This window comes from Vescimonas fastidiosa, from assembly GCF_018326305.1.
Taxonomy (GTDB): domain Bacteria; phylum Bacillota; class Clostridia; order Oscillospirales; family Oscillospiraceae; genus Vescimonas; species Vescimonas fastidiosa.
In genome coordinates, this window is the sequence record NZ_AP023415.1 from 732,383 (window position 1) to 745,189 (window position 12,807).

At 56.3% G+C, this 12,807-nt stretch carries 16 protein-coding genes; 4 read left to right on the plus strand and 12 right to left on the minus strand.

Annotated elements, in window-relative coordinates; all coding sequences use genetic code 11:
* Window positions 1-452 precede the first annotated feature (452 nt).
* From KI236_RS03530 to KI236_RS03540, 3 genes are read right to left on the minus strand one after another with little or no spacing between them, the layout of a single operon-like run.
* Window positions 453-1,097, minus strand: coding sequence for an ABC-2 transporter permease (locus KI236_RS03530; protein WP_212819387.1), 645 nt, complete (start codon window positions 1,095-1,097; stop codon window positions 453-455).
* Window positions 1,078-1,830, minus strand: coding sequence for an ABC transporter ATP-binding protein (locus KI236_RS03535; protein ID WP_212819389.1), 753 nt, complete (start codon window positions 1,828-1,830; stop codon window positions 1,078-1,080). The genes KI236_RS03530 and KI236_RS03535 overlap by 20 nt, the downstream gene beginning before the upstream one ends.
* On the minus strand, window positions 1,827-2,069 hold the full coding sequence (locus KI236_RS03540) for an AbrB/MazE/SpoVT family DNA-binding domain-containing protein (protein WP_212819391.1): 243 nt from the start codon (window positions 2,067-2,069) through the stop codon (window positions 1,827-1,829). The genes KI236_RS03535 and KI236_RS03540 overlap by 4 nt, the downstream gene beginning before the upstream one ends.
* 137 nt (window positions 2,070-2,206) lie before the next feature.
* Between KI236_RS03540 and rsmA the strand changes: the two genes are divergently transcribed.
* Window positions 2,207-3,070 (plus strand): 16S rRNA (adenine(1518)-N(6)/adenine(1519)-N(6))-dimethyltransferase RsmA, encoded by an 864-nt coding sequence (gene rsmA, locus KI236_RS03545; protein WP_212819393.1) that lies wholly within the window; start codon window positions 2,207-2,209, stop codon window positions 3,068-3,070.
* A gap of 61 nt (window positions 3,071-3,131) precedes the next feature.
* On the opposite strand, the gene KI236_RS03550 is transcribed toward rsmA, so the two are convergent.
* The gene (locus tag KI236_RS03550) at window positions 3,132-4,313 is read right to left on the minus strand and encodes a peptidase U32 family protein (protein ID WP_329958965.1); all 1,182 of its coding nucleotides are present in this window, start codon (window positions 4,311-4,313) and stop codon (window positions 3,132-3,134) included.
* A 38-nt stretch (window positions 4,314-4,351) separates the two neighbouring features.
* Window positions 4,352-5,527 (minus strand): endolytic transglycosylase MltG, encoded by a 1,176-nt coding sequence (mltG, locus tag KI236_RS03555; RefSeq protein WP_212819397.1) that lies wholly within the window; start codon window positions 5,525-5,527, stop codon window positions 4,352-4,354.
* A gap of 104 nt (window positions 5,528-5,631) precedes the next feature.
* On the opposite strand from mltG, the gene KI236_RS12220 reads away from it, so the two are divergent.
* On the plus strand, window positions 5,632-5,760 hold the full coding sequence (locus KI236_RS12220; protein ID WP_268978124.1) for a hypothetical protein: 129 nt from the start codon (window positions 5,632-5,634) through the stop codon (window positions 5,758-5,760).
* 49 nt (window positions 5,761-5,809) lie between these two features.
* On the opposite strand, the gene KI236_RS03560 is transcribed toward KI236_RS12220, so the two are convergent.
* The 5 genes from KI236_RS03560 to KI236_RS03580 form a co-directional block, all read right to left on the minus strand.
* Window positions 5,810-6,481, minus strand: coding sequence for a dTMP kinase (locus KI236_RS03560; RefSeq protein WP_212819399.1), 672 nt, complete (start codon window positions 6,479-6,481; stop codon window positions 5,810-5,812).
* A 348-nt stretch (window positions 6,482-6,829) separates the two neighbouring features.
* Complete coding sequence (yfcE, locus tag KI236_RS03565; protein ID WP_212819401.1) at window positions 6,830-7,375, minus strand: phosphodiesterase; 546 nt, start codon at window positions 7,373-7,375, stop codon at window positions 6,830-6,832.
* On the minus strand, window positions 7,372-8,646 hold the full coding sequence (locus KI236_RS03570) for an aminotransferase class I/II-fold pyridoxal phosphate-dependent enzyme (RefSeq protein WP_212819403.1): 1,275 nt from the start codon (window positions 8,644-8,646) through the stop codon (window positions 7,372-7,374). The genes yfcE and KI236_RS03570 overlap by 4 nt, the downstream gene beginning before the upstream one ends.
* Window positions 8,647-8,707: 61 nt before the next feature.
* Window positions 8,708-9,556: a carbon-nitrogen hydrolase family protein gene (locus KI236_RS03575; RefSeq protein ID WP_212819406.1), complete on the minus strand. Its 849-nt coding sequence runs from the start codon at window positions 9,554-9,556 to the stop codon at window positions 8,708-8,710.
* Window positions 9,557-9,566: 10 nt separating this feature from the next.
* Window positions 9,567-9,812: a Smr/MutS family protein gene (locus KI236_RS03580; protein WP_212820702.1), complete on the minus strand. Its 246-nt coding sequence runs from the start codon at window positions 9,810-9,812 to the stop codon at window positions 9,567-9,569.
* 370 nt (window positions 9,813-10,182) lie between these two features.
* Between KI236_RS03580 and KI236_RS03585 the strand changes: the two genes are divergently transcribed.
* Together KI236_RS03585 and KI236_RS03590 are read left to right on the plus strand one after the other, a co-directional pair.
* Window positions 10,183-10,647, plus strand: a complete 465-nt coding sequence (locus KI236_RS03585) for a metallophosphoesterase family protein (RefSeq protein WP_212819408.1) — start codon at window positions 10,183-10,185, stop codon at window positions 10,645-10,647.
* Window positions 10,648-10,660: 13 nt separating this feature from the next.
* On the plus strand, window positions 10,661-11,305 hold the full coding sequence (locus tag KI236_RS03590; protein WP_212819410.1) for a Pr6Pr family membrane protein: 645 nt from the start codon (window positions 10,661-10,663) through the stop codon (window positions 11,303-11,305).
* A 78-nt stretch (window positions 11,306-11,383) separates the two neighbouring features.
* Here KI236_RS03590 and KI236_RS03595 read toward each other — a convergent pair whose 3' ends face one another.
* Window positions 11,384-12,052 (minus strand): 3-oxoacid CoA-transferase subunit B, encoded by a 669-nt coding sequence (locus tag KI236_RS03595; RefSeq protein WP_212819412.1) that lies wholly within the window; start codon window positions 12,050-12,052, stop codon window positions 11,384-11,386.
* Window positions 12,052-12,744, minus strand: a complete 693-nt coding sequence (locus KI236_RS03600; RefSeq protein ID WP_212819414.1) for a CoA transferase subunit A — start codon at window positions 12,742-12,744, stop codon at window positions 12,052-12,054. Before KI236_RS03600 ends, KI236_RS03595 begins: the two co-directional genes overlap by 1 nt.
* Between the last annotated feature and the right edge of the window lie 63 nt (window positions 12,745-12,807).

Below are 12,807 nucleotides of genomic sequence, written 5' to 3' on the forward strand. Positions count from 1 at the left end.
CCTCTTAGAAGGGTACTGAAAAGATTATTGTTTTCCCGTCCGGCAGCCAAGCGCTGCCGGACGCTTTTCATTTGCCCAGGAATACTCTGCCTGATAATATAGCCGCTCCCTCTATGCCCGGCAGCTTTCCGCTGTCATCCATAGAGGGAGCCTATCGTCACGGGCACAAGGCCGTTTCATATTTTTTTCGCAATTTGTTCTTAGTTTGTTTTTATTATTTTTAGATTTCTTTAAGATTTCACCTGTATAGTAAGGACAAGCAAAAGGAAATCAAAGCTTTCCAAGGAAAGCCCCGGGTCGCTGCCCACCCGTTTCTCCAAGCGGCAGACTACCCGTCCAGCCGCAAGGCTTTTTCATAGATAACACACTTTCTTCTTTTTCATTCTTTTCTCTCTTTTCGGTAAAAGCGGAGCCCATCTAAGGCTCCGCTTTTACTGTATAGTTTTATTGCTTTACAGGTCTACTCTTTCATAAAGTCGGGCTGAACGGCGATAGGCCAGCATCGTCAGGACAGCAAACACCGCTATGCCGAAAAGCAGAATGGGTATTTGGCGCAAATTTGCCTGGGCATCCACCCGATTCAGCCACATGAGGGACGGAAAATGCGGCAATGCCTCGGCCAAAAGCATCATCGGCCACAGGGCCAGATTCGCTTTCAGATATGCTGCCCCCACCTTATAGCCGCTGCGGTACAGGCAGACGAAAAACACCAGGTTGAACACGCCGTAAAGCACAAAGCCCGCGCCCAGGAGCATGAGGTTGGCGTCCATACCCACGGCGTTATCCTTGCCGGGCTGCAGCTTTGCCGACAGCAGGCAAAACAATGCTGTGATGACCACCGACAGCAGCTCCACCAACACCGTGAACGCCACCGCAGCGCGCACCGTGTCCCGCTTGCGAAGGGGGAGCAGGGCCGAGTAATAGATGTCCTTTTGCTCCCGCATATTCAAAAATGTAAAGAAAAGGCCCAGGGTAACATAGAAAAATGCCACCGAATAAGGATAGTTGGGAATCAGCAGCATGATCCCGGATAGGCAGAACACCGGCGTCATAGGGTGGCACGCCAGCCGAAGCTGCTTATACAATAGCGTTTTCATCCAGGGGCCTCCTCTCTACGGCAACAATGATATCCTCCAATGTCATAGGCGCATCCCCCTGCCGAAGATAGGCGTAGTGCGCCCGGAAGCCGTCCATAGTGCCGGTATACTGGATCTGTCCGTCCTTAATAAAGGCAATGTGGCTGGCGCATTTTTCCAAGTCAGAGGTAATATGGGTGGAAAAAAGAACACTGCGTCGCCCATCGGCTGCGATCCTACCCAGCAGCTCCGTCAGTTCATCCCGAGATACCGGATCCAGGCCGCTGGTAGGTTCGTCCAGGATCAGGAGCGCAGCGTTGTGACTCAGCGCCAGGGCAATCATGTATTTCACCTGCATACCGCTGGAAAGCTGGTCCACCCGCTTCTCCTCATTGATGCCGAAAAGGTGCAGATAGTGGCGATATTTTTCCTGGTCCCAGTTGGTGTAAAAGCGGCGGGTCACATCCGTAAGGACGGCAATTTTTTTCTTGGGATAAAAGTCGATGCCGCCCAGAACCACGCCGATATTCTCCTTAATGCTTTTTTCCTCTGCGGAAAAACTTCGGCCCAGGATCTCCACCTCTCCGGCGTCGGGATGCACCAGACCCAGCATAGACTTGAGTGTGGTGCTTTTACCCGCACCGTTGCGGCCTATGAAGCCCATTACCGCCCCCTGAGGCACGGAAAAGGACACATCCTGCAGAGCAAAAGTCGGATATTTTTTGCAAAGGCCCCGGATATCTATGGCATTCATTCCTCTGCCTCCTCTGCTTCCTCTGCCTCCGTCTCCTCAAATACCCGGCGCATCATAGGGTTGAGCTTGTCCGTGGTTTGCAGGGCGATACCCTTTTTGCGATCTGCCAACAACACAAGCTGATCTCCGGCCTCCAGGCCGAACATCTCCCGAACGTCCTTGGGTATCACGATCTGACCCTTGGGTCCCAGGCGCACAGAGGCCATATAGTAGCGCTCGTTATTCTTTTTAAATCCCATTTTGTCCTCCTATTTTAGTATAACTTTTCTTACTTTTCCTATATGGTATATCTTTTCTCCGCATCTGTCAATAGGCTTTTTCCTTTACGGAGGGCGAAAACTATGGTATACTGAGAAAAAAATCAGGAGGTACAGGGATGGATCTGTGCAACCGAAATGACATACAGGCACTGCTGCTGCGGCACGGCTTTCGCTTCAGCAAGAGCATGGGGCAGAATTTTCTCATTGCGGACTGGGTGCCACGGAACACTGCGGAGGCCAGCGGCGCAGACAAAAACAGCGGTGTATTGGAGGTAGGCCCCGGCATTGGGCCGCTGACCCGAGAGCTGTGTCAGCGAGCCGGGAAGGTCGTCTCCGTGGAGCTGGACCACCGACTCTATCCGGTGCTGGCGGAGACACTGTCCGAGTATGACAATTTCACATTGGTGAAGGGGGACATTCTAAAGCAGGATCTTTCAACCCTGGTCGCGGAGCATTTTGCGGGGCTTCGGCCTATTTTGTGCGCCAATCTTCCCTATAACATCACCACGCCCCTTCTCACCGCCTGCGTAAAGGCAAAGTGCTTCACATCTATAACCGTACTGATTCAGAAGGAAGTCGCCCAGCGCATCTGCGCCCAGCCAGGAACAGCGGACTACGGCGCCTTTACCCTCCTGATGCAGTACTACACGGAGCCGGAGCTGCTGTTCACCGTACCCAACACCTGTTTTCTGCCCATGCCCAAGGTGACCTCAGCGGTGATACGGTGCATTACCCGGGAAAAGCCTCCGGTTGCGGTGCAGTCAGAAGCCATGCTTTGGCGAACGGTAAAGGCTGGGTTCGCCCTGCGGCGTAAAACCTTGGCCAACTCCCTGCAAACAGGCTTCCCCCTCTCTAAGCAGGAGCTGACGCAGATCATAGCGAGCTGCGGTCTCCCCGGGGATATCCGGGGCGAGCGGTTGTGTTTAGCGGACTACGCCAGACTGGCCGATGCGCTGTATGCCGCTACCGATGAAAACTGAAAAAGTGCAAAAAGGCAGCGTGTGCAAAGCTCGCACACGCTGCCTTTTTTCATGCTCAATTTTATTTTCCGCTCAGGTCCACCCCATGGCGGACAAAGCTCATGGGCGGCACCGGCCGAGGCAGACGCATCTTAAACTCCATTTGCGGCGTTCTTGGCTCCTCCAGGGGCAGCCCGTCGGTATCCTCCATCAGGGGGACAAGCATCTCAAATGGCTTTAGGTCCGGGCCCACAATCTCCACCCTATCCCCTGCCTTAAATTTATTGCGCAGACTTAAGGTGGCAAGGCCATCCGCTTCACAGCTTAAAACCACAGCGCAGATCTGCCACTCCCGGATATACCGGGAATTTTCAAAATACTGGCCCGGCTGTCCGTAGAAGAAACTGGTAGAGTAGTGCCGGTGGCTCACATGCTCCACCTCGTCTCGCCACACCGGATCTGCGGGCCGTCCGGCAGCTATGTCGTCCAGCACATGACGATAGGCCCCGGCCACAATGGCAGCATAGTATGCCGATTTGGCCCGTCCCTCAATCTTCAGGCAGTCCACCCCGGCGTCTATAAGGTCGGGAAGATGGTCTATCATGCACATATCCCGGGAGTTAAGGATGTATGTGCCCCGCTCATCCTCAAAAACAGGGAAATATTCACCGGGGCGCTTTTCCTCCATAAGAGTATACTGGTAGCGGCAGGGCTGGGCGCAGGCGCCCCGGTTGGAGTCGCGCCCGGTCATGTAGTTCGACAGTAGGCACCGCCCGGAATAGGACACGCACATAGCCCCGTGGCAAAAGACCTCCAGCTCCAGCTCCGGAGACACCCTCTCCCGTATGGCGCATATCTCCTCCAGGCTCAGCTCCCGGGCCAGGACCACACGGGTGGCCCCCAAGTCATACCAAGCCTGGGCGCAGATGTGGTTAGCCACAGACTGCTGGGTGCTGATGTGCCGCTGGCAATGGGGGGCGTACCTCCCTGCCAAGGTAAAAGCGCCTAAGTCCGCCAAAATCAGGGCATCCACCCCGGCATCGTCCAGCTGCTCCAGGTAGGCAGGCAGCTTTTCTGCCTCATTCCAACGCGGCATGGTGTTCACCGTGGCGTGGACAGCTACGCCGTGGTCATGGGCAAAGCGCACCGCTTTGGGCAGCTCCTCCGGCGTGAAATTCCCGGCAAAGGCGCGCATTCCGAAAGACGAGCCCGCCAAATATACCGCATCCGCCCCGTACAGCACAGCCATTTTCAGCTTTTCCATGTCCCCCGCCGGGACCAAAAGTTCAGGTTTCTTTTTCATCATCCCGGGGCATACATATCGCTGTTCACAAAGGACAGATGCTCGTTGAAGGTACGGAAGAAGTGGCTCACGCCGTCCTTTCCGTAGGCAAAGTAGTAGTAATCCGTGTCGTTGGGATTCACCGCAGCCCGGATAGAGGCCAAGCTGGGGTTACAAATGGGTCCCACAGGCAGGCCGCCGTGGAGATAGGTGTTGTAGGGGCTGTCCAGGTCGGTGGAGAAGTCCTTGTCCTCCAGGCCCATGAGGGCCATGGCGTAGTGGATGGTGGCATCGGACTGCAGGGCGTTGCCCACCTCACCGTTGTCCCCCTCCAGACGGTTGTGGAACACGGAGGAGATATTGGCCCGCTCCTCATAGTCGCCAATGGCTTCCTTTTCGATAATAGAGGCCAAAGTGACGATCTCCTTGAGGGAATAGTCGCTGTTTTGTATCTCCGCCAGCAGGTCGCCGCTGACGCGGTTATTGAAGTTGGTGAGCATGGTGTCTATGGCGTACACCGCTGATTTCTCCGTGGAAAACTCGTAGGTATCCGGGAAAAGGTAGCCCTCCAGGCGGTTGATTTGTCCGTTGAGACTACTGTCGATAAAGGGGTACTCCTCGCCAAAGTCAAAGTTGGATACGGCGTCGATGAGCTCCTCCTTAGTGGAGATCTTGTTCTCCGCCAGAAGATCTACGATCTGCTGAACCGTATAGCCCTCTGGAATCGTGAGAAGCACCAAGCCCTCCTGGGCCCGGCGACGGGCATCGGGGTCGTACATATTATTCACCAGGCTGCGATAGTCCATAGAGGTATTCAGCTCATAGGTGCCGGGGTCGATGTCTTTCTTTGCGCCGGTGAAAATTTCATACAGAACGAAAAATCCCTTCAGCTCGATCAGCCCCGCCTTTTTCAGCTTAGAGGCGATCTTAAAAACGCCGTCGTCCTCCTCGATGGTCACGGTGTAGGTGTCGTTGCCCTTGTCCAGGGCGCAGAGGTCATTAGCCAATATCCAGCCCAAGCCTGCCAACAGCATAGACCCCAGGACCACCGCCGCAATATAAATCTTCCAGTTGAATTTGCGGTGCTTTTTCTTTTTGGAGCCGGTCTCAGCGCCTGCATCCACCTCGCTTATGATCCGGCGGCGCACCGCCTCGGTATCCCAGCCCTGTGTATCGGGCCGCTTATTCTCACTCATGATTGTCTGTCCTTTCTGTATTTTCTCCGCAATATAAGCCGGACAAGTTACACTTTTCCTCATTCTCACATAGAATGTACCATCCGATAAGTGAGGTGAAAAAAATGTGCTTTGACAACAGCAACTGCTCCTGCATCTGGCTCATTGTGATCCTGCTTCTTCTGTTCTGCTGCTGTGGTAACGGCAACAGCCGCGGCTGCTCCTGCGGCGGCGACTCGTGCTGCTCCTGCTGAGAACATACGGGGGAAATCGGGGACCTGCGTCCCCCCTTTCTCGTCCTCTTTACGGGACAAGCAGGTCCTCCACCCGCTCCATAACCTCCCGGTGGATGTCCTCCGCCGCACGCATTTCGCCGCCCCGGCTGCAGTCGATCTTTTCCCAGCCGCACAAAGCGATGGTCAGCTCCGCGCTCTCCCGGCAGGCAGCCAAATAAGCCTCGTCCCGCTCATGGATGTCCGCCCGAGTGTGGGTCTGCTGCTCCCGGCGGCGCATCATCCGCTCAGAAATTTCCGTGGGGAGATCCAAATATAGCACCCGGTCCGGCTTTGGCAGTCCCAGGAGCCGATATTCAAAGTCAAATAGCCACTCCAGGTAGCCGCGACGCTCCTCCGGAGGGAGCTTTGGCGTCTGGTGAACGGCATTGGAGGTGGTGTAACGGTCCGCGATGACCAAGCCTCCCGCCTCGTAGTACGCACCCCAGTCCTGCCGATAGCTGGCAAAGCGGTCCACAGAATAAAAGGTGGCGGCAGCGTAGGCGTTCACATCATTGGGACGGCTGCCGAAGGCACCGGAGAGGTACAGCCGGATCAGCGCCGAGGACTCCTCCTTATACCGGGGGAACTCCAGGCGGCGGTAGGCAATGCCACGCCGGTCCAATTCCTGACACAGCAATGCGGTTTGCGTGGCCTTGCCGGAGCCGTCTGTCCCCTCAAACACGATGAGTCTGCCCTGCATAGCGTGCCCTCCTTTTATGCTGCACAAAAATTCATTTTATTATAGCACATCTGCGTCTGTTTGTCACGCAAAAGTAATGCGCGGTTCATTCCAAATAAATGGGAGAGAAACGGTTCTCCCTGCATTTTTTCTTAATTCCGCCAGTAAAGCAGGATTACTGCCAAACACGCCTGCGGCCGATGGGCGTTCCCTGCTCCGGCAAATATGCAAAAACAGCGGAGTTTTTACGCTCCGCTGTTTTTTCGACTGTTGAAAAAAGTATTTGAGGGTCTTTCCGGTAAAAACTTACCGTCTACTGCGCGCATAATTTTGGTGCAGAGCGCCAAAATTCCACACTGTCAGCCTTATTCAGAACATATACCGATGATATTCTGTGCCGTCCAGTTCCTTGAACACGGCTCCGGTATCGTCCAGCAGGATGTAGCCCTTGCGCTTCTGCTCATCCTTAGGCAGGGACACAGAGCCGGGATTCAGATATACAAAATCCGGATAGATGTCGCAGGCGGGCACATGGGTGTGACCTGTCAGCAGGATGCCCCCCTTGGCCAGGGGCGGTAAATGCTCCGGGTTATACATATCGCCGTGGGTGGCAAAGATGCGCCTGCCTCCCAGTTGCAGCAGCATATAATCCGCCATCACAGGGAATTGCAGCACCATTTGGTCCACCGCCGCCTCGCAGTTCCCCCGCACGGCGGCGATATGGTCCCGGTACTCATTAAGCATCTGCACGCACTGCTTAGGGTCGTGGCCCTCCGGCAGCGGGTTCCGAGGCCCGTGGTATAAAAGGTCGCCCAGCAGCAAAAGCCCGTCCGCCTTTTCCCGCACAAAAGCATCCAGCACACGGCGGCAGGCAGTGGCGCTGCCGTGGATATCAGACGCAACCAGCCATCTCATACGCCCAGCTTCTCCAGAGCAGCCAGCTTCACGCAGATGCAGAAGATGGCAATAGCCTGCTGCAGCTCCTCCACAGGAGGCAGCGAGGGCGCAATGCGGATGTTGCTGTCCCGGGGATCCTCGCCATAGGGGAAGGTTGCCCCGGCGCCGGTCATGGTGACACCCGCCTCCTTGCACAGGGCCAAAGCCCGCTTGGCAGTACCGGGCATGGCGTCATAGGAGACGAAATATCCGCCCATAGGCCGCTTCCAGGTGCCGATACCCAGCGGCGCGATCTCCCTGTCCAGAGCGTCCAGCACCGTGTGGAACTTAGGCCGCAGAATGGCAGCATGGCGCTGCATCAGGGCCAGCGTATGCTCCTTGTTTTTGAGATATTTCACATGGCGGAGCTGGTTGATCTTGTCATATCCGATGGTCTGGATGTTGATAATCGGCTTCAGATATGCCAGGTTCGCCTCACTGGTAGCCATAACACTCACGCCTGCACCGGGGAAGGTCACCTTGCTGGTAGAGGCAAACTCATAGACCATGTCGGCGTTGCCGTATTCGGCGCAGAGGGACAGAATATCCGCAAAGGGCACAAAGTCGCCCTCAAACTCGTGGATGCAGTAGGCATTGTCCCACATGAGCATAAAGTCCGGGGCTGCGGGCTTCATGGAGGCGATACGGCGGATAGTCTCGTCGGAATACACCACGCCCTCGGGGTTGGAGTACTTGGGTACATTCCACATACCCTTCACGGCGGGATCCTGAATAAGCTCCTCCACCCTATCCATGTCGGGTCCGTCAGCAGTCATGGGAACGGTAATAAGCTCTGCCCCGAAGGTCTGCGTCACCTTAAAATGCCGGTCATAGCCCGGTGCCGGGCACAGCCACTTCACCTTCTCCAGCTTGCTCCAGGGCTTCTCGGAGTGAAGCAGGCCGTGGGTATACGCCTTGGAAATGGCATCATACATAAGCTGCAGACTGGCATTGCCGCCCACGAAGCACTGCTCCGGCTTGCACCCTAAAATATCTGCAAAGAGGGCCTTGGCAGCAGGCAGACCGTCCACATTACCATAGTTGCGGCTGTCGATACCGTCAGAGACGAAGTCCTCGGGCTTGACCAGGACGCTGCACATATCCATAACCATGTTCAGCTGCTCCGTGCTGGGCTTGCCCCGGGCCATATTCAGCTTCAGCCCCAAAGCCTTCTGCTTTTCGTAGTCCGCCAGCACAGCGTCGTATTCCGCCTGGCGCTGCCGGGCGGTCATCTCGGTGTATTTCATCATATTTACTTCCTCCTCACAGAGTTTTATTGATTATAACATGGGAGAAAAAGTACCGCAAGAGCTAAATAGCACAGTCTTTTTTACCCTTTTGTCCTATGAAATAGACATCTTCACGCCGGGCGGATAAAATGGGCAGCTGCTGCCGCACCGCCTCCACCCGGGTAAGGTCCACCGTGGTGACGGCCACCTCCTCCCCCGCCCCGCACTGATGCAGCACCGTGCCCCAGGGATCGCAGACAATGGAGTGACCCCAGGCCACATAGGTCTCCTGTTCATTGCGGGCTGGGGAAGTGCCAAAGGTGAAAAGCTGATTATCCACCGCCCGCTGGCGAAACAGCAGCTCCCAGTGGGCGGGGCCGGTGGTCATGTTGAAGGCAGCCGGGACAAAAATAGCTCGGACTCCCTGCAAAGCCATTACCCTTGCCAGCTCTTCAAACCGCAGGTCAAAGCAGATGCAAAGCCCCAGCTTCCCCCAAGGGCTGTCAAACACCGTAATATCGTTGCCCGGAGACAGAGTATCGGACTCCCGAAAGCTCTGTCCTCCCTCCACACGGATGTCGAACAGGTGCATTTTGCGGTGTCGGGCCACCTGCTGCCCGCCCGGGTTGTAGACAAAGCAGGTATTATACACCCGCTCCCCCTCCAGCTCCGGCACGGACCCGCCCACGATCCAAATTTTCTTCTCCCCAGCCAGGGCAGAAAGGGCCTGCTGTGCCGGGCCGCCAAAGGTCTCGCCATAGGGACGGAAGGCGCTGTTTTCATAGGGGCAGCAGAACATCTCCGGCAACATAACCAGCTCCGCCCCCTGCGCAGCCGCCCGACGGATCAGGCGGCAGGCAGAGGCGATGTTTTCAGCCTTATTCCGCACAACCTGCATCTGCACCTGGGCCACGGTCAGTGTGTTTTTCATAGCCCCCTCCTTATAGCTCCCGCAGCACCAGATCGGTGGTGCCGCCGTTTATCCCTGCCTCCAATCGGATCACCCGGGGGTGCCGGGCGTACTCCCGGCGGATCATGTCCCGCAGCACCGTTCCGCCGTGGCAGCCGTGAATACAGCGGATGCGGTAGGTACCGCCCTTGGCTCGGCCCAGAGCCGCATCCAGCGTGACACGCGCCTGATATTCGTTTTTTCCGTGCAGATCAATTTCCATAATGCCCGCGTACATGGCCCACCCCCCTTTTCTCCTATTGTAACGGGAAAATATTGAATTTTCAACCTTTTCCTGCTATAATCGGAGCATACCATCGGTTGACAAGGGCAAACATGGTTTTGACGGGCAGAAATACGCCCATACCGCGTCAAGCCCCTTGGAAATACGGCAAGTATTCCCTGCGGGTCTTTCCTTGTCTGGACACATTTCTGCGCGGCAAAACTGCTTCGCACCTGCCAGCGATGGATTTCCGAGCGATTTTTGGCTTTTGAGCCGCAGGCGGGCTGGTGCCCGCCAAGGGGAGAAGGACAAAAAGCGCCGCAAAGGCGCGCTGGCAGACGTGTCTGCCCTTGTCAATCGATGGCACTATTTTTAGAGGTCACAAATGCGTATTTTGGTTTTATCGGATTCCCACGGAAATGTGGAAAATATGGCCCGCTGTGTGGAGCTGACCCAGCCGAATGCTATCTTGCACCTGGGCGACTGCCAGCGGGACGCCGAGGCTCTGCACAGGCTCTATCCAGCCATCCCTCTGCAGGGCGTCCCGGGCAACTGCGACTGGGGCGCTGTGGACAGCCCCGAGGTGCTCACGGAATACGGCGGGGTGCGTATCCTGCTGATGCACGGTCACACAAGGAGTGTAAAGGCCAGCACCCTATCAGCTATTTATACCGCCAAGGAGATGGGCGCGCAGATCCTGCTCTTCGGTCACACCCACCGTCCTTTGGTGGACTACGATGGCTCTCTGTGGGTGATGAATCCCGGCACCATTGGCCGTGGCAGCCCCTGCACCTACGGCATCATTACCATCTCGGGCGGCAAGGCGGACTGCTCCACCTATCGAATATAAGGGAGGTCGCAAAATGTCCGGCTTACAGCTCTCGGCGCTGTTTTTGTTTCTGCTGAATACCCTGGGCCTGCTGCTGCACTCCCAACTGATCCCCAGAGGACGCATCCGGGCGGGGATGTTCTGCTTCTATACCAACCAAAGTAACCTCTTGCTTACGGTTTATGAGCTGCTTCTCTTCTGCGCAGGCTTTTACCCCGGTGGAGGACTATGGGCGGCTCTTACGGATGTGCGTGTCTCCTGCGCCATGGCCCTTTGCATCTGGGTGACACACCTTATTTACCAGTTTGTCCTGGTGCCCTATGAAAAGCGTAAGGGTCTGAAATTCGCCGACTTCGGCGGCAATTTTGGCAATCTCTGTGTCCACTATTTTACGCCCCTGCTGGCGGTCATGCAGTGGCTTCTTTTCGCGCCAAAGGAAAACATATCCATTCTCTGTGCCGTGTGGTGGCTGATCCTGCCTCTGAGCTATACCGTCTTTGCCCTGCTCCGGGCCAGCGGGGGAAAGCCCATCGGCCACACGGGCCTGCTCTACCCCTACCCTTTCATGGACCTGCAACGCCTGGGCTGGGGAAAGCTCCTGCGCAACGCCGCAGTGCTTCTGATCCTATTCTTCCTCCTGGGCTGCGTGTTAGTAGGACTGGGATTCTTAGTCGGATAAATGATGACCTACACGAAGCCCCCGGGTGCAATGCACCCGGGGGCTGTGGTTCTATATTCTGATTACAGCGGGGTTAAATCAGTCGATCATGCTCTTGAGGTTCCCGGAAACGGTGATGGGGGCAGCGGTAGCAGCCTTCACCTGATCCACGGTGAACTCGGGGTTGATCTCGGTCATGAGCAGGCCCTCGGGGGTAACCTCCAGCACGCACATCTCGGTGATGATCTTGTTAACGCAGTGGGAGGCGGTCAGGGGCAGACGGCACTTCTCGAAGATCTTGGGGTTGCCTTTGGCGGTATGCTCCATGCAGATGATGCAGTGCTTGGCACCCACGCACAGGTCCATAGCGCCGCCCATACCGGGCATCTTCTTGCCGGGGATGATCCAGTTGGCCAGATTGCCCTGGGCATCCACTTCCAGAGCGCCCAGGAAGCAGGCGTCCACATGGCCGCCGCGGATCAGGCCGAAGTTGGTAGCGGAATCAATGAAGCCGCCGCCGAAAGCCACGCTGGCAACGCCGCCGCCGGCGTCGATGACGTGGTAGGGATCATAGTTAGCATCGCCCTCTTTGGGGGTAGCACCGGCAGAGACGATACCCAACTCAGCGTGGATGATCAGCTCAACGCCCTCGGGCAGGTAGGAGGGGATCATGGTGGGCAGGCCGATACCCAGATTGACGACATCGCCGTCCTTCAGCTCTTTTGCGCAGCGCTTGGCAATAAAGGCTTTGATTTCAGACTTTTCCATTACTTTCTGTCTCCTTCCACGATGTAGTCAACGCACATACCATAGGTATGAATGTTCTCGGGCTCGATATCGCCCACGGGGACGATGTACTCGCACTCGGCGATAACGGTGTCAGCGGCAGTGGCCATAACCACATTGAAGTTGCGCATGGTGCCCTTGTACCAGCAGTTACCGAACTCATCGCACTTATAGGTGCCCAGCAGAGCAAAGTCAGCATGGATGGGCTTCATCTTCAAATACTGCTTGCCGTCGATGGTCTCCTTGCCCATGCAGAAGGGGCTCTCCTCGATAAGGGTATCCACGCCCACGGGAGTCAGCACACCGCCCAGACCGGCACCGCCGGCACGGATGCACTCAGCCAGAGTGCCCTGGGGCAGCAGGTTCACTTCCAGGGTGCCCTCGGTGTTCTGCTGGCCCACCTCGGGGGTCATGCCCACATGGGTAGCGATGACGCGCTTGACCTGGTGGTTGTGGATCAGCTCGGCGATGCCGAAGAACTCCTCACCCTTGGGGCCGGTGGCGCGACCCATATCGTTGGCGATAAGAGTCAGGTCCTTGGTGCCCAGCTTCACCAGCTCCTTCACGATGGCACGGGCCTGGCCGCAAGCCAGGAAGCCGCCGCACATAATGGTGGCGCCATCGGGAATCATTTTTGCTGCCTCAGCGGCAGTCAGTACAGGTTTCTTTGCCATTTCTATTCCTCCTTATTAATGTAAGGGTCTTCAACAATGGATTAAAAATACGAACGGTTCATT